Annotated in this window: 33 protein-coding genes; 31 read left to right on the plus strand and 2 right to left on the minus strand. The window is 68.6% G+C overall.

What is annotated here, in order from left to right; all coding sequences use genetic code 11:
• Nucleotides 1–419 precede the first annotated feature (419 nt).
• The 12 genes from ACOYR3_RS05760 (at nucleotide 420) to hisD (ending at nucleotide 10,044) form a co-directional block, all read left to right on the plus strand.
• A complete protein-coding gene (locus ACOYR3_RS05760) occupies nucleotides 420–1,235 on the plus strand; it encodes an ABC transporter ATP-binding protein (RefSeq protein ID WP_291488167.1) in 816 nt (271 codons plus the stop codon).
• Nucleotides 1,232–2,014 (plus strand): lipid asymmetry maintenance ABC transporter permease subunit MlaE, encoded by a 783-nt coding sequence (mlaE, locus tag ACOYR3_RS05765; protein WP_422845519.1) that lies wholly within the window; start codon nucleotides 1,232–1,234, stop codon nucleotides 2,012–2,014. Before ACOYR3_RS05760 ends, mlaE begins: the two co-directional genes overlap by 4 nt.
• A 36-nt stretch (nucleotides 2,015–2,050) precedes the next feature.
• On the plus strand, nucleotides 2,051–2,539 hold the full coding sequence (mlaD, locus tag ACOYR3_RS05770; protein ID WP_422845520.1) for an outer membrane lipid asymmetry maintenance protein MlaD: 489 nt from the start codon (nucleotides 2,051–2,053) through the stop codon (nucleotides 2,537–2,539).
• Nucleotides 2,536–3,342: an MlaA family lipoprotein gene (locus tag ACOYR3_RS05775; RefSeq protein ID WP_422845521.1), complete on the plus strand. Its 807-nt coding sequence runs from the start codon at nucleotides 2,536–2,538 to the stop codon at nucleotides 3,340–3,342. Before mlaD ends, ACOYR3_RS05775 begins: the two co-directional genes overlap by 4 nt.
• Nucleotides 3,343–3,526: 184 nt before the next feature.
• Complete coding sequence (locus ACOYR3_RS05780) at nucleotides 3,527–4,171, plus strand: MlaC/ttg2D family ABC transporter substrate-binding protein (RefSeq protein ID WP_422845522.1); 645 nt, start codon at nucleotides 3,527–3,529, stop codon at nucleotides 4,169–4,171.
• Between the two features lie 80 nt (nucleotides 4,172–4,251).
• The gene (locus tag ACOYR3_RS05785) at nucleotides 4,252–4,524 is read left to right on the plus strand and encodes an STAS domain-containing protein (RefSeq protein WP_422845523.1); all 273 of its coding nucleotides are present in this window, start codon (nucleotides 4,252–4,254) and stop codon (nucleotides 4,522–4,524) included.
• A gap of 62 nt (nucleotides 4,525–4,586) precedes the next feature.
• A complete protein-coding gene (locus ACOYR3_RS05790; RefSeq protein WP_422845524.1) occupies nucleotides 4,587–5,582 on the plus strand; it encodes an ABC transporter ATP-binding protein in 996 nt (331 codons plus the stop codon).
• Entirely contained in the window at nucleotides 5,579–6,334 is a 756-nt protein-coding gene (locus tag ACOYR3_RS05795) for an ABC transporter permease (RefSeq protein ID WP_422845525.1), read from the plus strand. The genes ACOYR3_RS05790 and ACOYR3_RS05795 overlap by 4 nt, the downstream gene beginning before the upstream one ends.
• 87 nt (nucleotides 6,335–6,421) lie before the next feature.
• Nucleotides 6,422–6,664 (plus strand): BolA family protein, encoded by a 243-nt coding sequence (locus ACOYR3_RS05800; protein ID WP_422845526.1) that lies wholly within the window; start codon nucleotides 6,422–6,424, stop codon nucleotides 6,662–6,664.
• An 84-nt stretch (nucleotides 6,665–6,748) separates the two neighbouring features.
• A complete protein-coding gene (murA, locus tag ACOYR3_RS05805; RefSeq protein WP_422845527.1) occupies nucleotides 6,749–8,029 on the plus strand; it encodes a UDP-N-acetylglucosamine 1-carboxyvinyltransferase in 1,281 nt (426 codons plus the stop codon).
• Nucleotides 8,026–8,685 (plus strand): ATP phosphoribosyltransferase, encoded by a 660-nt coding sequence (gene hisG / locus ACOYR3_RS05810; protein ID WP_422845528.1) that lies wholly within the window; start codon nucleotides 8,026–8,028, stop codon nucleotides 8,683–8,685. The genes murA and hisG overlap by 4 nt, the downstream gene beginning before the upstream one ends.
• A gap of 24 nt (nucleotides 8,686–8,709) precedes the next feature.
• Nucleotides 8,710–10,044, plus strand: coding sequence for a histidinol dehydrogenase (gene hisD, locus ACOYR3_RS05815; RefSeq protein WP_422845529.1), 1,335 nt, complete (start codon nucleotides 8,710–8,712; stop codon nucleotides 10,042–10,044).
• On the opposite strand, the gene ACOYR3_RS05820 is transcribed toward hisD, so the two are convergent.
• Nucleotides 10,031–10,480 carry a DUF2917 domain-containing protein gene (locus ACOYR3_RS05820; protein WP_422845530.1) on the minus strand — a complete coding sequence of 150 codons (450 nt, stop codon included), beginning with the start codon at nucleotides 10,478–10,480 and terminating at the stop codon, nucleotides 10,031–10,033. The two genes, hisD and ACOYR3_RS05820, sit on opposite strands and share 14 nt — an antisense overlap.
• Nucleotides 10,481–10,632: 152 nt before the next feature.
• Here ACOYR3_RS05820 and ACOYR3_RS05825 point away from each other — a divergent pair, with 152 nt between their 5' ends.
• The 18 genes from ACOYR3_RS05825 to tatC all read left to right on the plus strand — a co-directional run bounded on the left by ACOYR3_RS05825 (nucleotide 10,633) and on the right by tatC (nucleotide 22,905).
• Entirely contained in the window at nucleotides 10,633–12,090 is a 1,458-nt protein-coding gene (locus ACOYR3_RS05825; RefSeq protein WP_422845531.1) for a PLP-dependent aminotransferase family protein, read from the plus strand.
• Nucleotides 12,091–12,170: 80 nt separating this feature from the next.
• On the plus strand, nucleotides 12,171–12,395 hold the full coding sequence (locus tag ACOYR3_RS05830; protein WP_422845532.1) for a CopG family transcriptional regulator: 225 nt from the start codon (nucleotides 12,171–12,173) through the stop codon (nucleotides 12,393–12,395).
• A gap of 7 nt (nucleotides 12,396–12,402) precedes the next feature.
• Nucleotides 12,403–12,855 (plus strand): PIN domain-containing protein, encoded by a 453-nt coding sequence (locus ACOYR3_RS05835; protein ID WP_422845533.1) that lies wholly within the window; start codon nucleotides 12,403–12,405, stop codon nucleotides 12,853–12,855.
• Nucleotides 12,852–13,973: a histidinol-phosphate transaminase gene (gene hisC, locus ACOYR3_RS05840; RefSeq protein WP_422845534.1), complete on the plus strand. Its 1,122-nt coding sequence runs from the start codon at nucleotides 12,852–12,854 to the stop codon at nucleotides 13,971–13,973. The genes ACOYR3_RS05835 and hisC overlap by 4 nt, the downstream gene beginning before the upstream one ends.
• Nucleotides 13,970–14,608 (plus strand): imidazoleglycerol-phosphate dehydratase HisB, encoded by a 639-nt coding sequence (gene hisB / locus ACOYR3_RS05845; RefSeq protein ID WP_422845535.1) that lies wholly within the window; start codon nucleotides 13,970–13,972, stop codon nucleotides 14,606–14,608. Before hisC ends, hisB begins: the two co-directional genes overlap by 4 nt.
• 61 nt (nucleotides 14,609–14,669) lie before the next feature.
• A complete protein-coding gene (gene hisH, locus ACOYR3_RS05850; protein ID WP_422845536.1) occupies nucleotides 14,670–15,338 on the plus strand; it encodes an imidazole glycerol phosphate synthase subunit HisH in 669 nt (222 codons plus the stop codon).
• A 64-nt stretch (nucleotides 15,339–15,402) separates the two neighbouring features.
• A complete protein-coding gene (gene hisA, locus ACOYR3_RS05855; RefSeq protein WP_422845537.1) occupies nucleotides 15,403–16,149 on the plus strand; it encodes a 1-(5-phosphoribosyl)-5-[(5-phosphoribosylamino)methylideneamino]imidazole-4-carboxamide isomerase in 747 nt (248 codons plus the stop codon).
• Nucleotides 16,139–17,032: a D-hexose-6-phosphate mutarotase gene (locus tag ACOYR3_RS05860; protein ID WP_422845538.1), complete on the plus strand. Its 894-nt coding sequence runs from the start codon at nucleotides 16,139–16,141 to the stop codon at nucleotides 17,030–17,032. Before hisA ends, ACOYR3_RS05860 begins: the two co-directional genes overlap by 11 nt.
• A gap of 46 nt (nucleotides 17,033–17,078) precedes the next feature.
• Nucleotides 17,079–17,858 (plus strand): imidazole glycerol phosphate synthase subunit HisF, encoded by a 780-nt coding sequence (gene hisF, locus ACOYR3_RS05865; protein WP_422845539.1) that lies wholly within the window; start codon nucleotides 17,079–17,081, stop codon nucleotides 17,856–17,858.
• The gene (locus tag ACOYR3_RS05870) at nucleotides 17,858–18,433 is read left to right on the plus strand and encodes a hypothetical protein (RefSeq protein WP_422845540.1); all 576 of its coding nucleotides are present in this window, start codon (nucleotides 17,858–17,860) and stop codon (nucleotides 18,431–18,433) included. The genes hisF and ACOYR3_RS05870 overlap by 1 nt, the downstream gene beginning before the upstream one ends.
• 134 nt (nucleotides 18,434–18,567) lie before the next feature.
• Nucleotides 18,568–18,966: a phosphoribosyl-AMP cyclohydrolase gene (gene hisI, locus ACOYR3_RS05875; protein WP_422846530.1), complete on the plus strand. Its 399-nt coding sequence runs from the start codon at nucleotides 18,568–18,570 to the stop codon at nucleotides 18,964–18,966.
• Nucleotides 18,967–18,970: 4 nt separating this feature from the next.
• On the plus strand, nucleotides 18,971–19,345 hold the full coding sequence (locus tag ACOYR3_RS05880; protein ID WP_422845541.1) for a phosphoribosyl-ATP diphosphatase: 375 nt from the start codon (nucleotides 18,971–18,973) through the stop codon (nucleotides 19,343–19,345).
• Entirely contained in the window at nucleotides 19,342–19,728 is a 387-nt protein-coding gene (locus ACOYR3_RS05885) for a DUF4870 family protein (protein WP_422845542.1), read from the plus strand. The genes ACOYR3_RS05880 and ACOYR3_RS05885 overlap by 4 nt, the downstream gene beginning before the upstream one ends.
• Nucleotides 19,721–20,773, plus strand: a complete 1,053-nt coding sequence (locus ACOYR3_RS05890; RefSeq protein ID WP_422845543.1) for a patatin-like phospholipase family protein — start codon at nucleotides 19,721–19,723, stop codon at nucleotides 20,771–20,773. The genes ACOYR3_RS05885 and ACOYR3_RS05890 overlap by 8 nt, the downstream gene beginning before the upstream one ends.
• Nucleotides 20,774–20,852: 79 nt before the next feature.
• Nucleotides 20,853–21,209, plus strand: coding sequence for a histidine triad nucleotide-binding protein (locus ACOYR3_RS05895; protein ID WP_422845544.1), 357 nt, complete (start codon nucleotides 20,853–20,855; stop codon nucleotides 21,207–21,209).
• 91 nt (nucleotides 21,210–21,300) lie between these two features.
• Nucleotides 21,301–21,552, plus strand: coding sequence for a Sec-independent protein translocase subunit TatA (gene tatA, locus ACOYR3_RS05900; protein WP_291489110.1), 252 nt, complete (start codon nucleotides 21,301–21,303; stop codon nucleotides 21,550–21,552).
• Between the two features lie 25 nt (nucleotides 21,553–21,577).
• Nucleotides 21,578–22,039: a Sec-independent protein translocase protein TatB gene (tatB, locus tag ACOYR3_RS05905; protein WP_422845545.1), complete on the plus strand. Its 462-nt coding sequence runs from the start codon at nucleotides 21,578–21,580 to the stop codon at nucleotides 22,037–22,039.
• A 71-nt stretch (nucleotides 22,040–22,110) separates the two neighbouring features.
• Nucleotides 22,111–22,905: a twin-arginine translocase subunit TatC gene (gene tatC / locus ACOYR3_RS05910; protein ID WP_422845546.1), complete on the plus strand. Its 795-nt coding sequence runs from the start codon at nucleotides 22,111–22,113 to the stop codon at nucleotides 22,903–22,905.
• Nucleotides 22,906–23,138: 233 nt separating this feature from the next.
• On the opposite strand, the gene ACOYR3_RS05915 is transcribed toward tatC, so the two are convergent.
• The gene (locus tag ACOYR3_RS05915; RefSeq protein WP_422845547.1) at nucleotides 23,139–24,290 is read right to left on the minus strand and encodes a trypsin-like peptidase domain-containing protein; all 1,152 of its coding nucleotides are present in this window, start codon (nucleotides 24,288–24,290) and stop codon (nucleotides 23,139–23,141) included.
• 117 nt (nucleotides 24,291–24,407) lie between these two features.
• On the opposite strand from ACOYR3_RS05915, the gene ACOYR3_RS05920 reads away from it, so the two are divergent.
• The gene (locus ACOYR3_RS05920) at nucleotides 24,408–25,166 is read left to right on the plus strand and encodes a Nif3-like dinuclear metal center hexameric protein (RefSeq protein ID WP_422845548.1); all 759 of its coding nucleotides are present in this window, start codon (nucleotides 24,408–24,410) and stop codon (nucleotides 25,164–25,166) included.
• The last annotated feature ends 85 nt before the right edge of the window (nucleotides 25,167–25,251 follow it).

Raw genomic sequence — 25,251 nt, forward strand, 5'->3', positions numbered from 1 at the left:
GCGCTTGTCCAGCAGGCGCAAGGTGCTATTGTTTTTGAATCGCAGGGTTGCGCTGGCAGAAGAGGGCCTGCCCCGCTGATTGCGGGCTGCCTCGCCTTGCGTTTGCGCAGCGCCCGGCGCCGTTTTGTTCATGGGCCCGGCCTTGGCGGAGCGGGGCAGCCGTGCGGCGGTGGCGGTGGCGGTGGTTTCGCACCCCTCGCGGTTTGTTGGCACAATCGAAGGTTTTGGTCAAGCCGGGAATTGCCTGGGAATTTCCTTGAAGGCCTCGGTGGCCTCGAAGCCCTGCGGTCCGGATGTTATTGTTTGCAAACATACATGTATGTATGTTTACTTCTTCGGCTACCATCGCTGCTCCCTGCGCGCGCCCGGCTTTGCCCGAACGCCGTGGGTCTTCGCACCCGCAATGCCTGTCCTTTTGAATGCCTGAGACCTCCTGCCTCGTCGAGCTGCGCAATGTCACGTTCTCCTATGGAGAGCGCAGCATCCTGCGCGACGTGTCGCTGAAGGTGCCGCGGGGCAAGGTCACCGCGCTGATGGGCGCCTCCGGCGGCGGCAAGACCACCGTGCTGCGCCTCATTGGCGGCCAGCAGCGCGCGGACGGCGGGCAGGTGCTGTTTGACGGCCAGGACGTCGGGCAGCTGGACACCGCCGGCCTGTATGCCGCGCGGCGGCGCATGGGCATGCTGTTCCAGTTCGGCGCTTTGTTCACGGACCTGAGCGTGTTCGACAACGTGGCCTTTCCGCTGCGCGAACACACGGATCTGTCCGAGGCCCTGGTCCGGGATGTGGTCCTCATGAAGCTGCACGCCGTCGGCCTGCGCGGGGCGCGCGACCTGATGCCCAGCGAGGTGTCGGGCGGCATGGCGCGCCGCGTGGCGCTGGCGCGAGCCATCGCGCTGGACCCCGAACTCGTCATGTACGACGAGCCGTTTGCGGGGCTGGACCCGATTTCCCTGGGCACGGCGGCGCAGCTGATCCGCCAGCTCAACGATGCCATGGGGCTGACCAGCATCATCGTGTCGCACGACCTGGAAGAGACCTTCCGGCTGGCGGACCATGTGGTCATCCTGGGCGCGGGCGTGGTGGCGGCGCAGGGCACGCCCGACGAAGTCCGCGCCAGCACCGACCCGCTGGTGCACCAGTTCGTCAACGCCTTGCCCACGGGGCCGGTGCCGTTTCACCACCCCGGCCCGGACGCGGCGGAGGATTTCGGACCTCTGGGAGGACGGCCATGAGCTGGTACAAACCCGCCGATGTGGGCTATGCCGTGCGCCAGAAGCTGGCCGATATCGGCATGGGCGCGCGCCTGTTCGTGCGGCTGGTGCGGCTGTTCGGGCCGGCCTTCCTGCGGCCCGCGCTGGTGCGCGACCAGGTGCATTTCCTGGGCAACTACTCGCTGGCCATCATTGCGGTGTCGGGCCTGTTCGTGGGCCTGGTGCTGGGGCTGCAGGGGTACTACACGCTGCAGCGGTACGGCTCGTCGGAAGCGCTGGGCCTGCTGGTGACGCTGTCCCTGGTGCGCGAGCTGGGCCCGGTGGTCACCGCCTTGCTGTTTGCCGGGCGGGCGGGCACGTCGCTCACGGCCGAGATCGGCCTGATGCGTGCGGGCGAGCAGCTCAGTGCGATGGAAATGATGGCGGTGGACCCGGTTCAGCGCATCCTGGCGCCGCGTTTCTGGGGTGGCGTGATCGCCATGCCCCTGCTGGCGGCCGTGTTCAGCGCGGTGGGCGTGATTGGCGGCTGGGGCGTGGGCGTGCTCATGATCGGCATTGATCCAGGGGCTTTCTGGAGCCAGACGCAAGGCGGCGTGGACGTGTGGAAGGATCTGGGCAACGGCGTGCTCAAGAGCGTGGTGTTCGGCTTTGCCGTGACCTTCGTGGCCCTGCTGCAAGGCTACACCGCCAAGCCCACGCCCGAAGGCGTGTCGCTGGCCACCACCCGCACGGTGGTGATGGCCTGCCTGGCCGTGCTGGGGCTGGACTTCGTCCTCACGGCCATGATGTTCAGTATCTGAGGCCGGCACAGCCGGCGTGACGAGGAATAACAAGCAATGCAACGCTCCAAAAATGATGTGTGGGTCGGGCTGTTCGTGATGCTCGGAGCGGCGGCACTGGTGTTCCTGGCGCTGCAGTCGGCCAACCTGCTGAGCCTGAACTTCCAGTCCGGCTACCGCATCACGGCACGCTTCGACAACATTGGAGGGCTCAAGCGCCAGGCCGCCGTGCGCAGTGCCGGCGTGGTGGTGGGGCGGGTGGAATCCATTGCGTTCGACGACAAGACCTTCCAGGCCCGCGTGACGCTGGCCATGGAAAGCCGCTACGCCTTCCCCAAGGACAGCTCGCTCAAGATCCTCACCAGCGGCCTGCTGGGCGAGCAGTACATCGGGATCGAGGCCGGCGCCGACGAGAAGAACCTCGCGGCGGGCGACACGGTCACGGCGACCCAGTCGGCCGTGGTGCTGGAAAACCTGATCGGACAATTCCTCTACAGCAAGGCCGAAGACGGCGGCAAGCCCGCAGGGGCAGGTGACAAGAAATGAACAACACGCACAACACCCCCTTGGCGGCAGGGCGCACGGCACGGGCGCCGGGACGGCCCGGCGCGCGGCGCCTGGGCGTTCTGGCGCTGGCCGGCGCGGCGTGGCTCTCGGGCTGCGCCACCGTGGCCAACCCCGACCCGCGGGACCCGCTGGAGTCGTACAACCGGAGCATGACCCGCTTCAACGACGAGGTGGACGCCATGGTGCTCCGGCCCGTGGCCGTGGCCTACCGGGACATCACGCCCGCGCCCGTGCGCACCGGCGTGAGCAACTTCTTCGCCAACATCGGCGACGTCTGGTCCTTCGTGAACAATGTGCTGCAGCTGCGCATGGAGGCCGCGGCTTCGTCGTTCATGCGGGTCAATGTCAACACCTTCATGGGGCTGGGCGGGGTGCTGGACATCGCCAGCGAACTGGGCATCGACCGGTACAAACAGGATTTCGGCCTGACCCTGGGCCGCTGGGGCGTGGGCACGGGGCCGTACCTGGTGCTGCCCATCCTGGGGCCTTCCACGGTGCGCGACACCTTTGCGCTGCCGGTCGACATGAAGGGCAACGTGGTGAGCTACGTAGACCCGGTGTCGAGCCGCAATTCGCTGTACGCGCTGCGGGTGGTGGACACCCGCGCCAACCTGCTGCGGGCAGGCTCCGTGCTGGACAGCGCGGCGCTGGACAAGTACAGCTTCACGCGCGACGTGTACCTGCAGGTGCGCAGCCAGGCCGGCGAGGCGCAGAACGGCAACGGCGCGGCGGATGGCGCCAGCGGCAACGATGGCGTGCTGCCCGAAGAGCCCCCCCGCTGAGCCATCGGCATGGTGCGTCTTCGGTGGCGCGAGGTGGTTGCACTTGCTTGCAACCCGCAACCCGCGCGACGCATGGCCCGCCCCGCAGGGCCGCAGAATGAACGAACCCCTGCCGCAACGCCGGACCGGCCGGGCACTGGCGCCGCATCCGCGCCGGCATGAAAGAGAAAGCAGAGAAGACAACATGATGAATCGACGTACCCTGGGCCGTGCGGCCCTGTGCGCGGCCGCCGTGGCATCCCTGGGCCTGCCGCTGCACGCGCTGGCGGCGGACGAAGCCCCGGACGCGCTGATCAGGCGCCTGTCTACCGAAGTGCTCAATGCCGTGAAGGGCGACAAGGCCATCCAGGGCGGCGACCTGGGCAAGATCATTGCGCTGGTCGACAAGACGGTGATGCCCAACGTGAACTTCCGCCGCATGACGGCGGCGGCCGTGGGGCCGGGCTGGCGCCAGGCCACGCCCGAGCAGCAAAAGCGTCTGCAGGATGAATTCAAGGTGCTGCTCGTGCGCACCTATGCCGGGGCGCTGGCCCAGGTCAACGACCAGACCATCCAGGTCAAGCCGCTGCGTGCGGCGCCCGAGGACAAGGACGTGCTGGTGCGCACCGAGATCGTGGGGCGGGGCGACCCCATCCAGCTCGACTACCGGCTGGAGAAGACCCCTGGCGATGGCGCGGGCTGGAAGATCTACAACCTGAACGTGCTGGGCGTGTGGCTGGTGGAAACCTACCGGGGCCAGTTTGCCCAGGAGATCAACGCCAAGGGCATCGACGGCCTGATCGACACCCTGGTGGCCCGCAACAAGGCCAACGCCGGCGCCAAGGGTTGAGTGCGCCCCCCGCCCGCTGCCCGCGCACCTTCTGTTGGCCGTTCCCCTGAGCTTTTCCCCTGAGTGCCGCCTTGATGACCATGCTGGTCCTTCCCGCTGAACTGACCCACCGCCAGGCCACGGCGTGCCTGCGCATGCTGCTGCAGGGCCTGCGCATGCAGCGCGAGCCCGGGGTGGTGGTGGACGCGAGCGCGCTGGCCGTGTTCGACACTGCGGCCCTGGCCGTGCTGCTGGAGTGCCGGCGCGAGGCCCTGGCGGCCGGCAGGACCTTTGCCGTGCAGGGCCTGCCCACGGCCCTGCGGGGCATGGCGGGGCTGTATGGGGTGGGGACGCTGCTGGCGCCTGCGTCCTGAGCCCTGCGTCCTCCGGAGCCTTGCGGCGCGTTCCGCGCCCAGGCCGTAAAATCGGGGGCTTCATGCCCGCAGTCTCCTTCCAAGCCGTTTCCAAGACCTTCGCCACGCCCAAGGGCCCTTTCCAGGCGCTGAACAACGTCAGCCTGGACATTGAGGAGGGCGAGTTCTTTGGCCTGCTGGGCCCCAATGGCGCGGGCAAGACCACCCTCATCAGCATCCTGGCCGGGCTGGCGCGCGCCACCAGCGGCCGCGTGCTCGTGCAGGGCAGCGACGTGCAGGCCGACTTCGCCGCGGCGCGCCGCAAGCTGGGCGTGGTGCCGCAGGAGCTGGTGTTCGACCCGTTCTTCAACGTGCGCGAATCGCTGCGCATCCAGTCGGGCTACTTTGGCGTGAAGAACAACGATGCCTGGATCGACGAGCTGCTGGAAAACCTGGGCCTGGCCGACAAGGCGAACGCCAACATGCGCCAGCTCTCGGGGGGCATGAAGCGCCGCGTGCTCGTGGCCCAGGCGCTGGTGCACAAGCCGCCCATCATCGTGCTGGACGAGCCCACCGCCGGCGTGGACGTGGAGCTGCGCCAGACCTTGTGGCACTTCGTGGCCCGCCTGAACAAGCAAGGCCATACGGTGCTGCTCACCACCCACTACCTTGAAGAGGCCGAGGCGCTGTGCGGCCGCATCGCCATGCTCAAGTCCGGCCAGATTGTGGCGCTGAATGCGACCTCCGAGCTGCTGCAGTCCGCGTCGGGCAGCGTGCTGCAGTTCAAGACCGATGCCGTGCTTCCGCAGGGCCTGGCCGCCGCGGCGCGCGTGACCGGCCGCGTCGTGCAGCTGCCCGCGCGGGACGCGGCCGAGATCGAAAGCCACCTGGCCGCGCTGCGCCTGGCGGGCGTGGACGTGCACGACATGGAGATCCGCCGGCCGGACCTGGAAGACGTGTTCCTGCAGGTGATGTCGGGCGCGCCGGCCACCGCTGCAACGGCTTCGCCCCGGCCGGGCCCGGCCCTCGCGGGCGAGCGTGCGGACGCGGTGGCGCCGCGCGTGGAGGCCGAGGCATGACGGGCTGGCAGACGCTGTTCTACAAGGAGGTGCTGCGCTTTTGGAAGGTGAGCTTCCAGACCGTGGCGGCGCCGGTGCTCACGGCCGTGCTGTACCTGCTGATCTTCGGCCATGTGCTGGAAGACCATGTGAAGGTGTACGACCGCATCAGCTACACGGCCTTCCTGGTGCCGGGGCTGGTGATGATGAGCGTGCTGCAGAACGCCTTTGCCAACAGCTCCTCCAGCCTGATCCAGAGCAAGATCATGGGCAGCCTCGTGTTCGTGCTGCTCACGCCGCTGTCGCACTGGGCCTGGTTCGTGGCGTATGTGGGCTCGTCCATCGTGCGGGGGCTGGTGGTGGGCCTGGGCGTGTTCGTGGTCACGCTGGCCTTCGCGCGCCCGGAGTTCGCCGCACCCGCGTGGGTGCTGGCGTTTGCCCTGCTGGGCGCGGCGCTGCTGGCCACCCTGGGGGTGATTGCCGGGCTCTGGGCCGACAAGTTCGACCAGCTTGCCGCCTTCCAGAACTTCGTGGTCGTGCCCATGACGTTCCTCTCGGGCGTGTTCTATTCCATCCAGTCGCTGCCGCCTTTCTGGCAGACGGTGAGCCACCTCAACCCGTTTTTCTACATGATCGACGGCTTCCGCTACGGCTTCTTCGGCCAGAGCGACACCTCGCCCTGGCTCAGCCTGGCCATCGTGGGCACCGCCTGGCTGGCCGTGAGCGCGCTGGCGGTGAACCTGCTGCGCACGGGCTACAAAATTCGGAACTAGCGTGCATCCCCCTGAGCCGTTTCGCGCCTTCCCCGTGCGTTTTTCTTGTCGCGGCGCGGGGGCGCCCCTCAGCAATGGACCATTGACATGACTGCAGAAGAACTCCAGAACCTCATCGCCGCCGGCTTGGCCTGCGAGCACATCACGCTGGAAGGTGACGGGCGCCACTGGTACGCCACCATCGTCTCGGCCGAGTTCGAAGGCAAGCGCCCCATCCAGCGGCACCAGCGGGTGTACGCCACGCTGGGCGCCAAGATGCACACCGACGAGGTGCATGCGCTGTCGATGAAGACCTTCACCCCCGCCGAATGGGCGGCGCAGGCCCGGTAAGCGGGGCTTGCTCATTTATTGATAGCTTTCGGCGCTTGATGCATAAGCGCTGGAGCCTGTTTTTATTCATATTTTTGGGTTGACATGGACAAACTCCTGATCCGCGGCGGCCGCACCTTGCAGGGCGAGGTGCCGGTGTCTGGCGCCAAGAACGCCGCCCTGCCGGAGTTGTGCGCCGCGCTGCTCACGGCCGAGCCGGTGACGCTGCTCAACGTGCCCCGCTTGCAGGACGTGAGCACCATGCTCAAGCTGATCCGCAACATGGGCGTGACGGCCGAGCGCGCCGAGGGCGACAGCGGCACGGTGCGCATCGACGCGAGCGCGCTCAGCACGCCCGAGGCACCGTACGAGCTGGTGAAGACCATGCGCGCCTCCGTGCTGGCCCTGGGGCCGCTGCTGGCGCGTTTTGGCGAAGCCACGGTGTCGCTGCCGGGCGGCTGCGCCATCGGCTCGCGGCCGGTGGACCAGCACATCAAGGGCCTGGCCGCCATGGGCGCCGACATCGTGGTCGAGCACGGCTACATGATCGCCAAGCTGCCCGCGGGCCAAAAGCGCCTGAAGGGCGCGCGCATCACCACCGACATGGTCACCGTGACGGGCACCGAGAACTTCCTCATGGCCGCCGCGCTGGCCGAGGGCGAGACCGTGCTGGAGAACGCCGCGCAGGAGCCCGAGATCGTCGACCTGGCCGAGATGCTGATCGCCATGGGCGCGCAGATCGAAGGCCACGGCACCAGCCGCATCCGCATCCAGGGGGTGGACCGGCTGCACGGCTGCACCCACCGCGTGGTGGCCGACCGCATCGAGGCCGGCACCTTCCTGTGCGCCGTGGCGGCCACGGGCGGCGACGTCCTGCTGCGCCACGGCCGGGCCGACCACCTGGACGCCGTGATTGAAAAGCTGCGCGAGGCCGGTGCCACCGTGCAGGCCGTGGACGGCGGCATCCGCGTGCAAAGCCCCGGCGGCGGTGCACTCAAGGCCCAGGGCTTCCGCACCACGGAGTACCCGGGCTTTCCGACCGACATGCAGGCCCAGTTCATGGCGCTCAACTGCATCGCCCAGGGCACGGCCACCGTGACCGAGACGATCTTTGAAAACCGCTTCATGCACGTCAACGAGCTGCTTCGCCTGGGCGCGAAGATCCAGGTCGACGGCAAGGTCGCAGTGCTGGAAGGCGTGCCGCGCCTGTCCGGCGCCACCGTGATGGCCACCGACCTGCGCGCCTCGGCCAGCCTGGTCATTGCCGGCCTGGTGGCCGACGGCGAAACCGTGGTGGACCGCATCTACCACCTGGACCGTGGCTACGACTGCATGGAAGCCAAACTGCGCGGCATCGGTGCCGACATCGAGCGAGTAAAAGCATGAGCACCAACATGATCACCCTGGCGCTTTCCAAAGGCCGCATCTTTGATGAAACCCTGCCGCTGCTGGCCGCTGCCGGCATCGAGGTGCTGGAAGACCCCGAAAAGTCCCGCAAGCTCATCCTGCCCACCAACCGCCCCGATGTGCGCGTGGTGCTGGTGCGCGCCACCGACGTGCCCACCTACGTGGAGTACGGCGGCGCAGACATCGGCGTGACGGGCAAGGACACCCTGATCGAGCACGGCGGGCAGGGCCTGTACCAGCCGCTGGACCTGCGCATCGCCAAGTGCCGCGTGAGCGTGGCCGTGCGCAGCGATTTCGACTACGCCCAGGCCGTGCGCCAGGGCTCGCGCCTGAAAGTGGCCACCAAGTACACCAGCATTGCCCGCGATTTCTTTGCGGCCAAGGGCGTGCACGTGGACATGATCAAGCTGTATGGCAGCATGGAGCTGGCGCCGCTCACGGGCCTGGCCGACGCCATCGTGGACCTGGTTTCCACGGGCAACACCCTCAAGGCCAACAACCTCGTTGAGGTCGAGCGCATCATGGACATCAGCTCCTACCTGGTCGTGAACCAGGCCGCACTCAAGCTCAAGCAGGCGCCGCTGCGGCGCATCATCGATGCGTTTGCGTCGGCCATTCCGGCCGCGAAAAACTGATCCTCTTCTCCACCGAGTGACACTATGACTTTGGTAGCTGCTCCCGCCCGCCTGGCCACCGCTGCGGCCACTTTTGAGGCTGATTTTGCAGCCCGCCTGCACTGGTCGGCCGACACCGACGCGGCCATCGAGCAGCGCGTGGCCGACATCCTGGCGGATGTGCAGCAGCGGGGTGACGCGGCGGTGCTGGAGTACACAGCGCGGTTTGACGGCCTGAGCGCACCGGGGTTGTCCGCGCTGGAGCTGACCCAGGCGGAACTGCAGGCGGCGTTCGATGCCCTGCCGGCCGCGCAGCGCAAGGCCCTGCAGGCCGCCGCTGCCCGCGTGCGCAGCTACCACCAGGCGCAGAAGAAGGCCAGCGGCGAAAGCTGGAGCTACCGCGACGAAGACGGCACGCTGCTGGGGCAGAAGGTGACGCCCCTGGACCGCGTGGGCATCTACGTGCCCGGCGGCAAGGCGGCGTACCCCTCCAGCGTGTTGATGAACGCCATCCCGGCCCATGTGGCGGGCGTGGGCGAGATCATCATGGTGGTGCCGACGCCCAAGGGCGAAAAGAACGCGCTGGTGCTGGCCGCCGCCTATGTGGCCGGCGTGACGCGGGCCTTCACCATCGGCGGCGCACAGGCCGTGGCCGCGCTGGCCTACGGCACGGCCACCGTGCCCAAGGTGGACAAGATCACCGGCCCCGGCAACGCCTACGTGGCCAGCGCCAAGAAGCGCGTGTTCGGCACGGTGGGCATCGACATGATCGCGGGCCCGAGCGAGATCCTGGTGCTGGCCGACGGCACCACGCCGCCCGACTGGGTGGCCATGGACCTGTTCAGCCAGGCCGAGCACGACGAGCTGGCGCAGTCCATTTTGCTGTGCCCGGACGCCGCCTACCTCGACGCCGTGCAGGCCGCCATCGACCGCCTGCTGCCCACCATGCCGCGCGCCGAGATCATCGCCAAGAGCCTCACGGGCCGTGGTGCGTTGATCCTGACCCGGGACATGGAGGAGGCCTGCGCCATCAGCAACCGCATTGCCCCCGAACACCTGGAGGTGAGCAGTACCGACCCGCACCGCTGGGAGCCGCTGCTGCGCCACGCCGGGGCGATCTTCCTGGGGGCCTACACCAGCGAGTCCCTGGGCGACTACTGCGCCGGGCCCAACCACGTGCTGCCCACCAGCGGCACGGCGCGTTTCTCCTCCCCGCTGGGGGTGTACGACTTCCAGAAGCGCAGCAGCCTCATCGAGGTGAGCGAGGCCGGTGCCCAGGTGCTGGGCGCCATCGCCGCCGAGCTGGCCTACGGCGAGGGCCTGCAGGCCCACGCGCAGGCGGCCGAGATGCGGCTCAAGTCCGGCATCACGCCGCGCTGACGGCGCAGGCTGGGCTGGCAGCGCCCCGGGGCAGGGTGCCGCCCGCCGAGCTGCTGGCGTTCGGGAGGCCCGCCAAGACCTGGGGGGCCGCCGCGGGCGCTGGTGGGTAGGCCGCGCCGGGCACAGCCGGGTGCCGGGCCCAGCTCAGCCGCGCGGGGCGGCGGCCTTCGGCGCTCACGCGCAGCCGCACGGGCCCGGTGAACGACAGGCGCTGGCCGGCGTCCAGGAAATAGTCTTCCAGCAGACCGTCGCAGGTCACCCAGACGCGGCCGTGCTCGACCTCCAGCAGGGCGATGTCGCCCGCGCGGAAATCCAGCACCTGGACGGCCTGCAGCGGCGGCAGCGGCTGGCGGTTCCATTGCAGGCTCAGGGGCTCGGCCGTCTGGCAGGGCAGGGTGGGCGAGGGCGGAGTGGTGGTGGCGTGCAGCGAGTTCATGCCCCCACTGTGCGGCGCAGGCGCGCGAAGCGCCACGGACAGGCGCGCAGGAACTGGGCCAGTACAGAGCCTCTGTACCAGCGCTCTGTACTGTACGGGCCGCACCTGCTCTGTACTGGTTGCCGCCCGCTCGGCCAGTACAGAATGCCGCCATGAACTCCCTTGACGATGCGCCGCCGCTGTACCTGCAGATTGCCGAGCAGCTGGCGCAACTGATCCGCAACGGCACCCTGGCCCGTGGCGAAAAGCTGCCCTCCGTGCGCGAGATGGCGCGCCAGCACGGCGTCGCGCAGACCACCGTGGTGCAGGCCTACCACTGGCTGGAGGATGCGCGGCTGATCACGCCGCGCCCGCGCTCCGGTTTCTTTGTGGCCGCGCGGCCGGTCAGCCTGCCCGAACCCAGCACGCCGCGCCCGCTGCGGCGCCCGCGCGAGGTGTCGGTGGACTGGCTGGGCCAGCGCGTCCTGGGGCGCGCGCAGCCGCAGGACATGGTTTCCTTCAGCAGCGGCACGCCGGGCCCCGAGCTGTTCAACCCCGACCGGGTGCGCCGCGCCGTGGTGCGCGCCGCCCAGCGGCACCGGCACCTGCTGTGCACCTATCCCACCACGACGGGGCACGAGGATGCGCGCCGCGCGCTCGCCCGCTACGCGGTCGGCCTGGGCTGCAGCCTGAACCCCGAGAACATCGTGATCACCGGCGGCTGCATGGACAGCGTTGCGCTGTGCCTGCGCGCCGCCACGCAGCCGGGCGACGTGGTGGCGCTGGAGTCGCCCACGCACTTCTCGTTTCTGGAGGTGCTGCAGGGCCTGCACCTGAAGGCGCTGGAGATTCCCACCCATCCGCGCAACGGGCTGTCGCTCGACGCGCTGCAACTCGCGCTGGACACCCAGCCCGTCAAGGCGGTGATGGTGGTGCCCACGCTGAGCAACCCGCTGGGCAGCTGCATGCCGCAGGCCGAGCGCAAGCGCCTGGCGCAGATGGCGTCGCGCCATGGGCTGGCGGTGATCGAAGACGCCATCTACAACGACCTGGCCGAGGGCGACGACATGCGCCGCACCGTGAAGTCGTACGACACCACGGGGCACGTCATGCTGTGCGACTCGTTTTCCAAGACGCTGGCGCCCGGCCTGCGCCTGGGCTGGCTGGAGGCCGGGCGCTGGACCGAGGCGCTGCGCGGCATCAAGGAGCTGCAGGAGGGCGGGCAGTCGGCGGTGCTGGAGCTGGCGCTGGCCGACCTCATCACCCAGGCCGGCCATGCCGCCGCCATGCGCCAGCTGCGGGCCGCCGTGGCGGCGCGCGTGGACGAGGCGCGGCGCGTGATTGCAGCGCACTTCCCGCCGGGCACGCGGGTCAGCGACCCGCCCGGCGGCCTGCTGATGTGGCTGGAGCTGCCCCGCCCGCTGGACGCCGTGCAGCTGCACCAGGCCTGCCTGGAGCAGAAGATCCTCATCGCGCCCGGCACGGTGTTCAGCACCAGCGGGCGGTTCCGCAACTGCCTGCGCATGGGCGTGGGGGGCGATTGGTCCCCCGCCCACCTGCAGGCCCTGCGCACCGTGGGAGAGATGGCCACGCACATGCTGCAGCAGCCCCCGCAGGCGAAGGCGGCGTAGCGTCCCGGCAACAGAGAACGTTATGTGTACACGAAGTTCGTGGAGCACGAAGTTCGTGTGGTTCGTGTACCATGAGCGCCATGAAAAACATCACGGTCACCATGGACGACGCCGTTGCCGAATGGGTGCGCGTGGAAGCCGCCAGGCGCGGCAGCAGCGTGTCGCGGCTGCTGGGCGAATGGCTGGCCGAAAAGATGCGCCAGGAAGACGCCTACGCCCAGGCCATGCGCGAGGCGCTGAGCTTTGAGAGCTGGGGCGCCTCCAGCGGCCCGTATGTTCCGCGCGACACCCTGTTCCTGCGCTGATGCCCCGATGAGCACCGCCCCCATCTTTGTCGACACCGAGGTCCTGCTCGCCAGCGTGGACGACCGCGACCCCGCCCGCCAGGCGCGCGCCCGCGAATGGATCAGCTTTTGCTGGCAGACGCGCAGCGGCCGCATCAGCTCGCAGGTCCTCAACGAGCTGTACAACCAGGCCATCCAGCGCTTTGACGGCCCGCGCGTGGTGCAGCAGGTGCGCGCCCAGGTGCGCCGCCTGCGCGTGTGGCTGCCGCCGCACCTGGATTCCTACACCGTGGACGGCGCCTGGGACCTGCAGGACCGCTACCGCCTGGGCTACTGGGACGCGCTCATCCTCTCGTCGGCCCACCAGCAGGGCTGCCGCTACCTGCTCACCGAGGCGCTGCCGCACGGCGAATCGATGGATGCCGTGATGCCCATCAACCCGTTTCTCACCTCCCCCAACGAACTGGACACGACCGAATGACCACTCCTGCGTCCTCTCCCCTCCAAGCCCTGGACCGCATCCGTCCCGACGTGCGCGCCATGCACGCCTATGCCGTGCAGCCTTCCGTCGGCATGCTCAAGATGGACGCCATGGAGAACCCCTTCCGCCTGCCCGCGCACCTGCAGGCCGCGCTGGGCCAGCGCCTGGGCGGCGTGGCGCTCAACCGCTACCCCGGCGACCGGGTGCAGGACCTCAAGGCGGCGCTGGCCCGGTACGCCGGCATGCCCGAAGGCTACGGCGTCGTGCTGGGCAACGGGTCGGACGAGCTCATCACCCTGCTGGCCCTGGCCTGCGCGCGCCCCGGCACGGGCGAGCGCGCCACCATGCTCGCGCCCATGCCGGGCTTTGTGATGTACCCGCTGTCCGCGCAGCTGCAGGGCCTGGATTTCGTGGGCGTGCCGCTCACGCCCGACTTCGAGCTGGATGAACCCGCCATGCTGGCCGCCATCGCCCAGCACCGGCCCGCCATCACCTACATCGCCTACCCCAACAACCCCACCGCCACGCTGTGGGACGAAGGCGCCGTGCAGCGCATCATCGACGCCGCGGGCGCCCAGGGCGGGCTGGTGGTGATGGACGAGGCCTACCAGCCCTTTGCCAGCCGCACCTGGATCGACCGCATGCGGGCCGAGCCCGCGCGCAACGCGCACGTGCTGCTCATGCGCACCCTCAGCAAGTTCGGTCTGGCGGGCGTGCGCCTGGGCTACCTCATCGGCCCCGCGGCGCTGGCGGGCGAGATCGACAAGGTGCGCCCGCCCTACAACGTGAGCGTGCTCAACTGCGAAGCCGCGCTGTTCGCGCTGGAGCACGCCGACGTGTTTGCCGCCCAGGCCGCCGAGATCCGTGCCGAACGCAGCACCGTGATCGCGGCGCTGCGGCAGATGCCCGGCATTGAAAAATGCTGGGACAGCGAGGCCAACATGGTGCTGATCCGTGTGGCGGACGCCGCCAAGGTGTATGACGGCATGAAAAACCGCAAGGTGCTCATCAAGAACGTTTCTACAATGCACCCATTGCTGGCCAACTGCCTGCGCCTCACGGTGGGCGCCGCCGAAGACAACGCGCAGATGCTGGCCGCACTCCAAGCCTCCCTATGACCTCCTCCGCACTCGTTCCCTCCTCGGCAGCGCCGGACCCTCTGGCCGACCGCACCGCCGAGGTCAGCCGCAACACCGCCGAGACGCGCATTGCCGTGCGCATCAACCTCGACGGCACCGGCCAGGCCAAGCTGCACACCGGCATCGGCTTCTTCGACCACATGCTGGACCAGATCGCCCGCCACGGGATGATCGACCTCGACATCGACTGCGAAGGCGACCTGCACATCGACGGCCACCACACGGTGGAAGACGTGGGCATCACCCTGGGCCAGGCGTTCGCGCGCGCCGTGGGCGACAAGAAGGGCATCCGCCGCTACGGGCACGCCTACGTGCCCCTTGACGAAGCCCTATCGCGCGTGGTGGTCGACTTCTCGGGCCGTCCCGGCCTGCACATGGACGTGAAGTTCACCGCCGGCAGCATCGGCCAGCTGGACACGCAACTGGTCTACGAGTTCTTCCAGGGCTTCGTGAACCACGCGGGCGTGACGTTGCACATCGACAACCTCAAGGGCTTCAACGCCCATCACCAGTGCGAGACCATCTTCAAGGCGTTCGGCCGCACGCTGCGCGCCGCCCTGGAACGCGACCCGCGCTCGGCCGGCGTCATCCCGTCCACCAAGGGCTCCCTGTAGTTTTCGTCCGAATTTCAAGCCAAATCGGCCTCCAACGCTTATCTGGCAAGCGCTAGCAGCTATGAATATGCAAGCAAAAACCGTCGCCGTCGTCGACTACGGCATGGGAAACCTGCGCTCGGTCTCGCAGGCCGTGCAGGCCGCCGCGGCCGGCAGCGGCTGGACCGTGGTGGTCACCCAGCGGCCCGAAGACGTGCGCGCCGCCGCACGCATCGTGCTGCCCGGCCAGGGGGCCATGCCCGACTGCATGCGCGAGCTGCGCGAGTCGGGCCTGCAGGAATCGGTGCTGGAGGCCGCCGCCAGCAAGCCGCTGTTCGGCGTGTGCGTGGGCATGCAGATGCTGCTGGACCACAGCGCCGAGGGCGACACCCCGGGCCTGGGCCTGATCCCCGGCGACGTGCGCAAGTTCGACTTGGCCGGCAAGACCCAGCCCGACGGCAGCCGCTACAAGGTGCCGCAGATGGGCTGGAACCGCGTGCACCAGGTGCCCCACGGCGGACAGGTCCACCCGGTGTGGGCGGGCGTGCCCGACCAGAGCTACTTCTACTTCGTGCACAGCTTTTATGCCGTGCCGCAAGACCCCGCCCATTGCGCGGGCCAGACGGACTACGGCGGTTTGTTCGCAGCCGCCGTTGCACGCGATAATATTTTTGCGACCCAGTTCCACCCCGAAAAGAGTGCGGAGCACGGCCTGGCCCTGTACCGCAATTTTCTGCACTGGAATCCCTGAGACCCCCCGTCAACCTGTTCGGGCCGAGCCCTGACTCGCCCTTTTTCCCCGAACTTCCATCACCATGCTGCTCATCCCCGCCATTGACCTCAAAGACGGCCACTGCGTTCGCCTCAAGCAAGGCGATATGGACCAATCCACCACCTTCGGCGAAGACCCGGCGGCCATGGCGCGCAAGTGGGTGGACGCCGGCGCGCGGCGCCTGCACCTGGTGGACCTGAATGGTGCGTTTGCGGGCGTGCCCAAGAACTACAGCGCCATCAAGTCCATCCTGAAAGAAGTGGGCGACGACATTCCCGTGCAGCTGGGCGGCGGCATCCGCGACCTGGACACCATCGAGAAGTACATCGACGGCGGCCTGCGCTACGTCATCATCGGCACGGCGGCCGTCAAGAACCCCGGCTTCCTGAAGGACGCGTGCAGCGCCTTCGGCGGCCACATCATCGTGGGCCTGGACGCCAAGGACGGCAAGGTGGCCACGGACGGCTGGAGCAAGCTCACCGGCCACGAGGTGGTGGACTTGGCCAAGAAGTTCGAGGACTGGGGCGTCGAATCCATCATCTACACCGACATCGGCCGCGACGGCATGCTCTCGGGCATCAACATCGAGGCCACCGTCAAACTCGCGCAGGCGCTCAGCATCCCCGTGATCGCCTCCGGCGGCCTGTCCAACATGGCCGACATCGAGAACCTGTGCGCGGTGGAGGACGAGGGCGTCGAAGGCGTGATCTGCGGCCGCGCCATCTACAGCGGCGACCTGGACTTTGCCGCGGCCCAGGCCCGCGCCGACGCGCTGGGCAATGCAGCCTGACACCGCGGCGGCCGCCGCCGGGCTGCCGCAGCCGGCCCTGCAAGGCACGCCCGGCCTGCGGCTCGCCAACGCGCAGGGCGACAGCGCCCTGGTGGCGCTGCAGGGCGCTCAGGTGCTGTCCTGGGTGGCCGGCGGGCGCGAGCGCCTGTACCTCAGCCCCCGCGCCGCGCTGGACGGCCACACGGCCATCCGCGGCGGCATTCCCGTGTGCTGGCCCCAGTTCAACCAGCGCGGCCCGCTGCCCAAGCATGGCTTTGCGCGCAACCTTCCCTGGCAACCCCTGCCGGAGCAGCCGGGCGACCGCCCGGAGGGCGCCGCGCTGCCCGCCATGGTGCGCCTGCAGCTGGCCGACGACGCCGGCACCCGGGCCCAGTGGCCGGCGGGCTTTGCCGCGCAGCTCACGGTGACCCTGGGCCCTGGCAGCCTGCGCGTGGCGCTGCAGGTGCGCAATACCGGCGCGGCAGCGGCGGACGCCTGGGATTTCACCGGCGCGCTGCACACCTACCTGCGCGTGGACGATGTCGAGCAGGTGCGGCTGGAGGGCCTGGACGGCTGTGACCGCTGGGACGCCCTCACCGACGCCCGCGCCCGGCAACAGGGCCCCGTGGCGTTCGCCGGCGAGTACGACCGCGTCTTCGGCGCGCCGGCCGGGCCGCTGCACCTGCGCGATGGCGCCCACGCCCTGGAGATCACCCAGAGCGCCAGCCTCGCCAACACCGTGGTCTGGAACCCGGGCGCTGCCCTGTGCGCGCGCCTGCCCGACATGCCGGCGGATGGCTACCGCGCCATGCTCTGCGTGGAGGCGGCCCAGATCGACCAGCCCGTCACCCTGGCGCCGCAGACCCAGTGGCAGGGCTGGCAAGCGCTGCGCGTGCTGTCCTAGGCCCGCCCGGCCCTTTTCGCATTTCCCGTATTTTCTGGAGCATCCCATGCTGGCCAAACGCATCATCCCCTGCCTCGACGTGACCGGCGGCCGCGTGGTCAAGGGCGTCAACTTCGTGGAGCTGCGCGACGCGGGCGACCCGGTCGAGATCGCCGCGCGCTACAACGCCCAGGGCGCCGACGAGCTGACCTTCCTGGACATCACGGCCACCAGCGACGGGCGCGACCTGATCCTGCACATCATCGAGGCCGTGGCCAGCCAGGTGTTCATTCCGCTGACGGTGGGCGGGGGCGTGCGCACCGTGGAAGACGTGCGCCGCCTGCTCAACGCCGGCGCTGACAAGACCAGCTTCAACTCGGCCGCCATCGCCAACCCCGACGTGATCAGCGCTGCATCGGCCCGCTACGGTGCGCAGTGCATCGTGGTGGCCATCGACGCCAAGCGGCGCCACGGCGACGAGGTGGCCGCGCGCGGCGAAGGCTGGGACGTGTACAGCCACGGCGGACGCAAGAACACCGGCCTGGACGCCGTGCAGTGGGCCACCGAGATGGCGCGCCGCGGCGCGGGCGAGATCCTGCTGACCAGCATGGACCGCGACGGCACCAAGGCCGGGTTCGACCTCGCGCTGACGCGCGCCGTGAGCGATGCCGTGAGCGTGCCGGTGATCGCCTCGGGCGGCGTGGGCAACCTCGACCACCTGGCCGACGGCATCCAGCAGGGCGGCGCCGACGCGGTGCTGGCCGCCAGCATCTTCCACTACGGCGAATACACCGTCGCCCAGGCCAAGCAGCGCATGGCCGAGCGCGGCATTCCGGTGCGGCTGTGATGGCGCGAAGAGCCGGCGCGCGCTGGGCCCTGGCCTGGGCCTTCGCCTGTGCCGCTGGCGTGCTGCCGGCTGCGGCCCAGGTGCCGCCGCCGTCCTATGCCAGCTTCTCGGACCGCCTGCCGTGCGTGCACCGCATAGGCCGGTGTTTTGACGCCACCATCGGCGGCATGCCGGTGGAGGTGATTGCCGAGCAGGCCGAATTCGAGCAGCTCAAGGCGCAGCTGCGGACGCTGAACCCCAACGTGCGCGACGTGCACTGGATCGTGAGGCAACCCGTGGCGGGCACGCAGGCGCTGGACGTGGTAACCCGTGCCAACGCGCAGGGCCTGCCCCACGTCGGCGATGAGAAGGAAGAGCCCGACGTGACCGTCTACGCCCTGGACGGGCAGGATCTGGACAGCGAACCCGAGCTGGTGGACAACCCCAGCGTGCGCATCAACGGCCAGCCCGTGGTGACGCGGCAGGAAACCCTCACGCAGGATTTCCTGCCCCCGGGGCGCTATGCCTTTGCCATCAAGTACCTGGGCCGCAAGAACTGGGATCGCAAGTGGGTGCTGCTGACCGTCGCTAAGTAGCCGCTGGCCGCACGGAAACTGCACAAATTGCTCCTTTTTTGATAGCTTCTTGCGCTTGATGGACGGGCGCTGGAGGCCAAAAAGACTTCAAGTTGCCGGCCCGTTGCGGCGTCCGGCCGCGCAAATCGCCGACAATTCCGCCCATGAACTGGCTCAACGAAGTGAAGTGGGATGCGCAGGGCCTGGTGCCCGTGATTGCGCAGGAGCAGGGCACGGGCGACGTGCTGATGTTTGCCTGGATGAACCGCGAGGCCCTGGCCAAGACGGCCGAGCTGGGCCGCGCGGTGTATTTCAGCCGCTCGCGCAACAAGCTGTGGTTCAAGGGCGAGGAATCGGGCCACGTGCAGACCGTGCACGAGATCCGCCTGGACTGCGACAACGATGTCGTGCTGCTCAAGGTCACCCAGCTGGGCCACGAGCCCGGCATTGCCTGCCACACCGGCCGCCACAGCTGCTTCTTCAGCGTCCTGCGGGACGGCGCGTGGCAGCCCGTTGATCCGGTCTTGAAAGACCCCGAATCCATCTACAAATAAGACCATGCGCTCCAACGATTCCCTGGCCCGCCTTGCCGACGTGATTGAAAGCCGCAAGCCGGCCCGCGGCGGCGATCCCGAAAAGAGCTATGTCTCGCGCCTGCTGCACAAGGGGCCGGATGCGTTCCTGAAAAAGATCGGAGAAGAGGCCACCGAAGTCGTCATGGCGGCCAAGGATGTGGACCACGGCGCGGACAAGTCCAAGCTGGTCTACGAAGTGGCCGACCTGTGGTTCCACTCGATGGTGGCGCTGGCCCACTACGGCCTCACCCCCGCCGATGTGCTGGCCGAGCTGGAGCGCCGCGAGGGCACCAGCGGCATCGAGGAAAAAGCCTTGCGCAAGGCGGCTGCGCGTGCCACGGAGGAGGGCGGTTCATGAGCGATATCGTCGACGTGCAGACCAACGACCAGAAGGCCGAGGACCTCAAGGCCGTCGGCTGGGTCAGCTACATCCTGCACCTGATCGTGGCGGTGGGGGCCGTCATCCCGGGCGCGCAGCCGGGGGCGGCGCTGCTCCTCATCGCGCTGGTCATCGACCTCGTGAAGAAGGGCGATGCCGAAGGGACCTGGCAGGCCAGCCACTTCTCGTGGCGCATTCGCACCGTGCTCTGGGCCGGCGTGCTGTACATCATCACGGCGCCCTTGTGGCTGCTGTTCCTGCTGCCGGGCTGGATCGCGTGGGGCCTGATCTCCCTGTGGTTCCTGTACCGCATCGTGCGCGGCATGGTGGCCATGAACAAGAGCCAGGCGGTGGATGCCTGAAGCCGCCGCCGCAGCGCCCCTGCCGCGCCTGAACCTGGCCCTGCAGGGCGGGGGATCGCACGGGGCGCTGACCTGGGGCGTGCTGGACGCCCTGCTCGAAGACGGGCAATGGCACTTTGACGGCGTGAGCGGCACCAGCGCCGGCGCCATGAATGCCGTGGCGCTGGCCCACGGCTTTGCGCAGGCCGCCCACGCGCACAAGGACCCCCACGAAGCCCATGCGGCCGGCTGCCAGCTGGCGCGCGAGACGCTGACGCGGCTGTGGGAGGGCGTGGGCACGCTGGGCAGCCTGGTGGGGGGCTCGCCGCTCTCGGCCGCCAACCCCATGCTGGGCCTGGTGCGGCAGTGGCTGTCGCCCTACCAGACCAACCCGCTGGACATCAACCCGCTGCGCCGCCTGCTCGAGCGCGTGGTGGACTTCGACCTGCTGTGCACCGAGCGGCGCGCCATCAGCGCGGCGGGCGGGCCCCAAGTGTTTGTGTGCGCCACCAACGTGCGTACGGGGCGTGGGGAGATCTTCTCCGGCCCCAAGCTCAGCGCTGACGCCGTGATGGCCTCCGCCTGCCTGCCGCTCCTGTTCAAGGCCGTGGAGATCGACGGCGAGTACTACTGGGACGGTGGCTACTCCGGCAACCCGGCCCTGCATCCGCTGATCTACCAGACCGAGACGTCGGACATCCTGCTGGTGCAGATCAATCCCATCGAGCACCTGGACCTGCCCAACTCCGGCCCCGAGATCATGGAGCGCATGAACGAGGTGACCTTCAACGCGAGCCTGCTGGCCGAGCTGCGCGCCATCGAATTCGTGCGCCGGCTGCTGGCCGAGGGCAAGCTGGACCCGCGCCGCTACAAGAGCGTGCGCATGCACCGCATCGACGGCGGCTCCGTGCTGGCCCCCTTCGGCGCGGACAGCAAGATGCGCGCGGACCTGGCCTTCGTGCGCAAGCTGTTTGCGCTGGGCCGCTCGGCCGGGCAGGCCTGGCTGCAGGCCCACCGCAAGGACGTCGGGGTGCGTCCGACGATCAAGATCGCGGACAATGCGTGACGGCCCCCGTGCCGCCTTCCCCACCCGGGGGCGCCATCCGGGGCCTCGCTAACCGCCAACCCGTTTCGATATTTTTCCCATGCACGATCCGAACTGCCTTTTCTGCAAGATCATCGCGGGCCAGATTCCTTCGAAGAAGGTGTACGAGGACGAGGAAATCTTCGCCTTCCACGACATCCACCCCTGGGCCCCCGTGCATTTCCTGATGGTGCCCAAGTTGCATATCCCTTCGATGGCCCAGGTCACTGCGGAACATGCCGGCGTGCTGGGGCGCATGATGGCGCTGGCGCCGCGCCTGGCGCTGGAGCAGGGGTGCAACCCGTATCCCCAGGGTGGCTTTCGCGTCGTGGTAAATACGGGGGCCGAAGGCGGCCAGGAAATCCACCACCTGCACATCCACGTGATGGGCGGCCCGCGTCCCTGGCTCAAAGGCTGACCCAAGCTGACGACCGGGCGGGCGGCGGGCCGGTGTGCACGCCGGCCATCCCTGCCGTCTAAAATGATTGCAATTCGTTAGGAGATATTCCATGGGCTCTTTTTCCATCTGGCACTGGCTGATCGTGCTGCTGATCGTCGTCATGGTGTTCGGCACCAAGAAGCTCAAGAACATGGGCTCCGACCTGGGAAGCGCCGTCAAGGGCTTCAAGGATGGCATGCGCGACGGTTCGTCGGACACGCCAGCGGCCGGCGGCACGGTGACGCCGCCCCCAGGCCAAGTTGCCAACAACCCGGCCAGCGACAAGACGACGATCGACGTCGAAGCCAAGCAGAAAAGCTGACGCTTGCATCGCCCCTGTGTGAAGCATGATTGATATCGGCCTGTCCAAGATGGCGCTGATCGGCGCGGTGGCCCTGGTGGTCATCGGGCCGGAGAAGCTGCCCCGCGTTGCCCGCACGGTGGGAACGCTGCTGGGCAAGGCCCAGCGCTATGTGGCCGACGTGAAGGCGGAGGTCAACCGATCGATGGAGCTCGATGAGCTCAAGAAGATGAAGGACTCGGTGGAGAGTGCCGCCCGCGACGTGCACAACACCATCCAGACCAGCGCCAACGAGTTCGAGAAGGACTGGGCCGAAGCCACCGGCACCGCCAGCGCGGCGTTGCAGGAGCAGTCGGCCGTCGTGCCGGCGTACAAGCACCCCGGCAAGAACTGGCGCCTCAAGCGCGGAGCCGTCCCCCAGTGGTACAAGGCCCGCACCGGCGTGCGCACCAAGGCCCAGTCCGGCGCAGCCCGCGTGGCGCGTTTCCGCCCCCGTAAGTTCCATTGATGCGCCAGCAGCCGTCTGGGACGCTCCCTCGCGCACGGCAGGGGCGGCCGAGGCGCACGCGATAACCCAACATGTCCGAAACCCCCTCCCCCGAAGACGAGCTCGCAGGTACCGAGCAGCCGTTCGTGCAGCACCTGATGGAGCTGCGCGACCGTCTGGTCAAGGCGCTGATTGCCATTGGCATCGCCGCGGCCCTCCTGTTCTTCTTCCCTGGCCCTGGCGCGCTGTACGACTTTCTGGCGGCGCCCCTGGTGGCCCACCTGCCCAAGGGGGCGACGCTGATCGCCACGTCGGTGATCTCGCCCTTCATGGTGCCGCTCAAGATCCTGCTGATGTCGGCGTTCCTGCTGGCGCTGCCGTTCGTGCTGTGGCAGGTGTGGGCCTTTGTCGCGCCCGGGCTGTATTCGCACGAGAAGAAGCTGGTGCTGCCGCTGGTGGTCTCCAGCACCGTCCTGTTCTTCATCGGCGTGGCGTTTTGCTACTTCCTGGTGTTCGGCCAGGTGTTTTCGTTCATCCAGAGCTTTGCCCCCAAGAGCATCACGGCCGCGCCGGACATCGAGGCGTACCTGAGCTTCGTGCTGTCCATGTTCCTGGCGTTCGGCCTGGCCTTCGAGGTGCCCATTGCCGTGGTGGTGCTGGCCCGCATGGGGGTGGTCAGTGTCGAGAAGCTGCGGGAATTCCGTGGCTACTTCATCGTGCTGGCCTTCGTTGTGTCGGCCATCGTCACGCCGCCGGACGTGGTCTCGCAGCTGTCCCTGGCCGTACCCATGTGCCTGCTGTACGAGGTGGGCATCTGGGCCGCCCAGCTGTTCATCAAGCACACCAAGGCGCCGGAAGACTCCGAGGAATCCGCTTCGGCGTCCTGACCCGCCAGCCAGGTCCGTCAGGTCCGTCAAGCATGCCTGCGCTGGCCGCACCTTCGCCGGCGGTCGGCGCCGGCCGTCCCGCAGCCATTCACCGCCCACGCGGGTGCACCGCTCCCGCTGAATGCGCCACCGGCCACGCCGTCGTTGCTTGCCCAGCCTGAGCGGCTAGACGGGAGGCGGTGCGGCGCTGGCTTCTGGGGGCCGCCCCGTTGCGGGCAGGCTCCTAATGCCTCCTATTGCCTCACATTGCGCTGCGGGCGGGGGCGCAGGCCGGGGTTGATGCTCAGCTCCACCATCTTGTCGCCGCGCTGCACGTTGAAGGGTGCTGGCGTCCCGGGCTTGAGGCCGGCCACGGCGGTCAGCAGCTCCGACACATGGCCCACGTTCTTGCCGTCCACGCGCACGATCACGTCGCCGGGGCGCATGCCGGCCTGGGCGGCCGGGCCGTCCTGCAGCACGCCCGTGATGATGACGCCCTCGGTGGCCTTCACGCCAAAGGTCTCGGCCAGCTCCGGGGACAGTTCGTTGGGCTCCACGCCGATCCAGCCGCGGGTGACCTGCCCGTCCTTCACGATGCCGTCCAGCACCTGCCGGGCCGTGGAGACGGGGATGGCAAAGCCGATGCCCATGCTGCCGCCCGAGCGCGAGTAGATCGCGGTGTTGATGCCCATGAGGTTGCCGTTCACGTCCACCAGCGCGCCGCCCGAGTTGCCGGGGTTGATGGCCGCGTCCGTCTGGATGAAGTTCTCAAAGGTGTTGATGCCCAGCTGCGTGCGGCCCAGCGCGCTCACGATGCCGCTGGTGACCGTCTGGCCCACGCCGAAGGGGTTGCCGATGGCCAGCACCTGGTCGCCCACGGCCAGCGTGTCGGAGTTGCCCAGCACGATGACGGGCAGCTTGTCGAGTTCGATCTTGAGGATGGCCAGGTCGGTGTCCGGGTCGGTGCCGATCACCCGGGCGCGCGCGCGCCGGCTGTCGGTGAGCGTGACCTCGATCTCGTCGGCGCCTTCCACCACGTGGTTGTTCGTGAGGATGTAGCCGTCGGGGCTCACGATCACGCCGCTGCCCAGACCGGCCTGGGTCTGGCTGCTCTGGTCGCCGAAGAAAAACTGGAACCACGGGTCGTTGCTGCGCGGGTGCCGGACGGCCTTGCTGGTGTTGATGCTGACCACGGCGGGCGAGGCCGTGCGCGCGGCCGCGCTGAAGCTGCCCGCCGCCGGCTGCGCGCTGCTGGTGGAGGCCGGCGCTTCCAGCAGGGAAATGCCCGCGCTGGAGCGCGTGGCGGACCCGCGGCCCAGCCAGTCGGGCTGCAGGGTGGCAACAACAAAATAGGCGGCGACGAATACCGTCACGGCCTGCGAAAACAACAGCCAGATGCGTTTCATGGAAGGTTCTGCGCGTACCGAAGTGGGGGTGGGCGGGCTGCGGCCGGGCCGCGGCGCCCGCTGGATGAGGCCATTGTCCCCGAATGTGCGGGCGGCGGGGCGCGCGACAATACCTGCATGAGCATTTCACGCACCGAACTCCTGCAGGCATTCGACGGCCTGCTGCAACCTGAGCGCTTCAAGGATTACGGCCCCAACGGCCTGCAGGTGGAAGGCAAGGCAGAGGTCACCCGCATCGTCAGCGGGGTGACGGCCAGCCTTGCGCTGATCGACGCCGCCATCGCCGTGGGCGCCGACGCCGTCTTCGTGCACCACGGGCTGTTCTGGCGCGGGCAGGACGGCCGCGTGACGGGGTGGATGAAGCAGCGGCTGCAGCGGCTGCTGGCGCACGACATCAACCTGTTTGCCTACCACCTGCCGCTGGACGCACACCCGCAGTGGGGCAACAACGCCCAGCTGGGCCGGGTGCTGGGCTTCTCGGCAGACGCGCAGTTTGGCGAGCAGGCGCTGGGCTGCATCGGGGCTGCGGCGTTTTCCGGGGTGCCGGCGCTGGCCGAGCACGTGTCGCAGCGGCTGGGGCGGCCGGCCACCTGGGTGGCACCCGAGGGGCCGGACCTGCGCCCCGTGCGCCGCGTGGCCTGGTGCACCGGCGGCGCGCAGGGGTACTTTGAATCGGCCATCGCGGCGGGGGCGGATGCGTTCATCACCGGCGAGATCTCCGAGCCGCAGGCGCACCTGGCCCGCGAGACCGGAGTGGGCTTCATCGCCGCCGGCCACCACGCCACGGAACGCTACGGTGCCCCCGCCGTGGCCGCGCAGGTGGCGGCGCAGTTCGGGCTGGAGCACCAGTTCATCGAGATCCCCAATCCCGCCTGAGCTGGGATTTTGCTATTAATTTTATAGCTTCTTGCGCTTTATGCACGAGCGCTGGAGGCCATTTTCTTTCTGAAAGCGGCACACC

The sequence above is a fragment of the Acidovorax sp. M2(2025) genome (assembly GCF_049330835.1).
In the GTDB taxonomy this organism is placed as follows: Bacteria; Pseudomonadota; Gammaproteobacteria; order Burkholderiales; family Burkholderiaceae_C; genus Acidovorax.

Bases quoted from the DNA above. Each gene is read 5' to 3' on its own strand.
- ACOYR3_RS05760 (WP_291488167.1), top strand. From the start codon at position 420: ATGCCTGAGACCTCCTGCCTCGTCGAGCTGCGCAATGTCACGTTCTCC.
- mlaE (WP_422845519.1), top strand. From the start codon at position 1,232: ATGAGCTGGTACAAACCCGCCGATGTGGGCTATGCCGTGCGCCAGAAG.
- mlaD (WP_422845520.1), top strand. From the start codon at position 2,051: ATGCAACGCTCCAAAAATGATGTGTGGGTCGGGCTGTTCGTGATGCTC.
- ACOYR3_RS05775 (WP_422845521.1), top strand. From the start codon at position 2,536: ATGAACAACACGCACAACACCCCCTTGGCGGCAGGGCGCACGGCACGG.
- ACOYR3_RS05780 (WP_422845522.1), top strand. From the start codon at position 3,527: ATGATGAATCGACGTACCCTGGGCCGTGCGGCCCTGTGCGCGGCCGCC.
- ACOYR3_RS05785 (WP_422845523.1), top strand. From the start codon at position 4,252: ATGCTGGTCCTTCCCGCTGAACTGACCCACCGCCAGGCCACGGCGTGC.
- ACOYR3_RS05790 (WP_422845524.1), top strand. From the start codon at position 4,587: ATGCCCGCAGTCTCCTTCCAAGCCGTTTCCAAGACCTTCGCCACGCCC.
- ACOYR3_RS05795 (WP_422845525.1), top strand. From the start codon at position 5,579: ATGACGGGCTGGCAGACGCTGTTCTACAAGGAGGTGCTGCGCTTTTGG.
- ACOYR3_RS05800 (WP_422845526.1), top strand. From the start codon at position 6,422: ATGACTGCAGAAGAACTCCAGAACCTCATCGCCGCCGGCTTGGCCTGC.
- murA (WP_422845527.1), top strand. From the start codon at position 6,749: ATGGACAAACTCCTGATCCGCGGCGGCCGCACCTTGCAGGGCGAGGTG.
- hisG (WP_422845528.1), top strand. From the start codon at position 8,026: ATGAGCACCAACATGATCACCCTGGCGCTTTCCAAAGGCCGCATCTTT.
- hisD (WP_422845529.1), top strand. From the start codon at position 8,710: ATGACTTTGGTAGCTGCTCCCGCCCGCCTGGCCACCGCTGCGGCCACT.
- ACOYR3_RS05820 (WP_422845530.1), bottom strand. From the start codon at position 10,480: ATGAACTCGCTGCACGCCACCACCACTCCGCCCTCGCCCACCCTGCCC.
- ACOYR3_RS05825 (WP_422845531.1), top strand. From the start codon at position 10,633: ATGAACTCCCTTGACGATGCGCCGCCGCTGTACCTGCAGATTGCCGAG.
- ACOYR3_RS05830 (WP_422845532.1), top strand. From the start codon at position 12,171: ATGAAAAACATCACGGTCACCATGGACGACGCCGTTGCCGAATGGGTG.
- ACOYR3_RS05835 (WP_422845533.1), top strand. From the start codon at position 12,403: ATGAGCACCGCCCCCATCTTTGTCGACACCGAGGTCCTGCTCGCCAGC.
- hisC (WP_422845534.1), top strand. From the start codon at position 12,852: ATGACCACTCCTGCGTCCTCTCCCCTCCAAGCCCTGGACCGCATCCGT.
- hisB (WP_422845535.1), top strand. From the start codon at position 13,970: ATGACCTCCTCCGCACTCGTTCCCTCCTCGGCAGCGCCGGACCCTCTG.
- hisH (WP_422845536.1), top strand. From the start codon at position 14,670: ATGAATATGCAAGCAAAAACCGTCGCCGTCGTCGACTACGGCATGGGA.
- hisA (WP_422845537.1), top strand. From the start codon at position 15,403: ATGCTGCTCATCCCCGCCATTGACCTCAAAGACGGCCACTGCGTTCGC.
- ACOYR3_RS05860 (WP_422845538.1), top strand. From the start codon at position 16,139: ATGCAGCCTGACACCGCGGCGGCCGCCGCCGGGCTGCCGCAGCCGGCC.
- hisF (WP_422845539.1), top strand. From the start codon at position 17,079: ATGCTGGCCAAACGCATCATCCCCTGCCTCGACGTGACCGGCGGCCGC.
- ACOYR3_RS05870 (WP_422845540.1), top strand. From the start codon at position 17,858: ATGGCGCGAAGAGCCGGCGCGCGCTGGGCCCTGGCCTGGGCCTTCGCC.
- ACOYR3_RS05880 (WP_422845541.1), top strand. From the start codon at position 18,971: ATGCGCTCCAACGATTCCCTGGCCCGCCTTGCCGACGTGATTGAAAGC.
- ACOYR3_RS05885 (WP_422845542.1), top strand. From the start codon at position 19,342: ATGAGCGATATCGTCGACGTGCAGACCAACGACCAGAAGGCCGAGGAC.
- ACOYR3_RS05890 (WP_422845543.1), top strand. From the start codon at position 19,721: ATGCCTGAAGCCGCCGCCGCAGCGCCCCTGCCGCGCCTGAACCTGGCC.
- ACOYR3_RS05895 (WP_422845544.1), top strand. From the start codon at position 20,853: ATGCACGATCCGAACTGCCTTTTCTGCAAGATCATCGCGGGCCAGATT.
- tatA (WP_291489110.1), top strand. From the start codon at position 21,301: ATGGGCTCTTTTTCCATCTGGCACTGGCTGATCGTGCTGCTGATCGTC.
- tatB (WP_422845545.1), top strand. From the start codon at position 21,578: ATGATTGATATCGGCCTGTCCAAGATGGCGCTGATCGGCGCGGTGGCC.
- tatC (WP_422845546.1), top strand. From the start codon at position 22,111: ATGTCCGAAACCCCCTCCCCCGAAGACGAGCTCGCAGGTACCGAGCAG.
- ACOYR3_RS05915 (WP_422845547.1), bottom strand. From the start codon at position 24,290: ATGAAACGCATCTGGCTGTTGTTTTCGCAGGCCGTGACGGTATTCGTC.
- ACOYR3_RS05920 (WP_422845548.1), top strand. From the start codon at position 24,408: ATGAGCATTTCACGCACCGAACTCCTGCAGGCATTCGACGGCCTGCTG.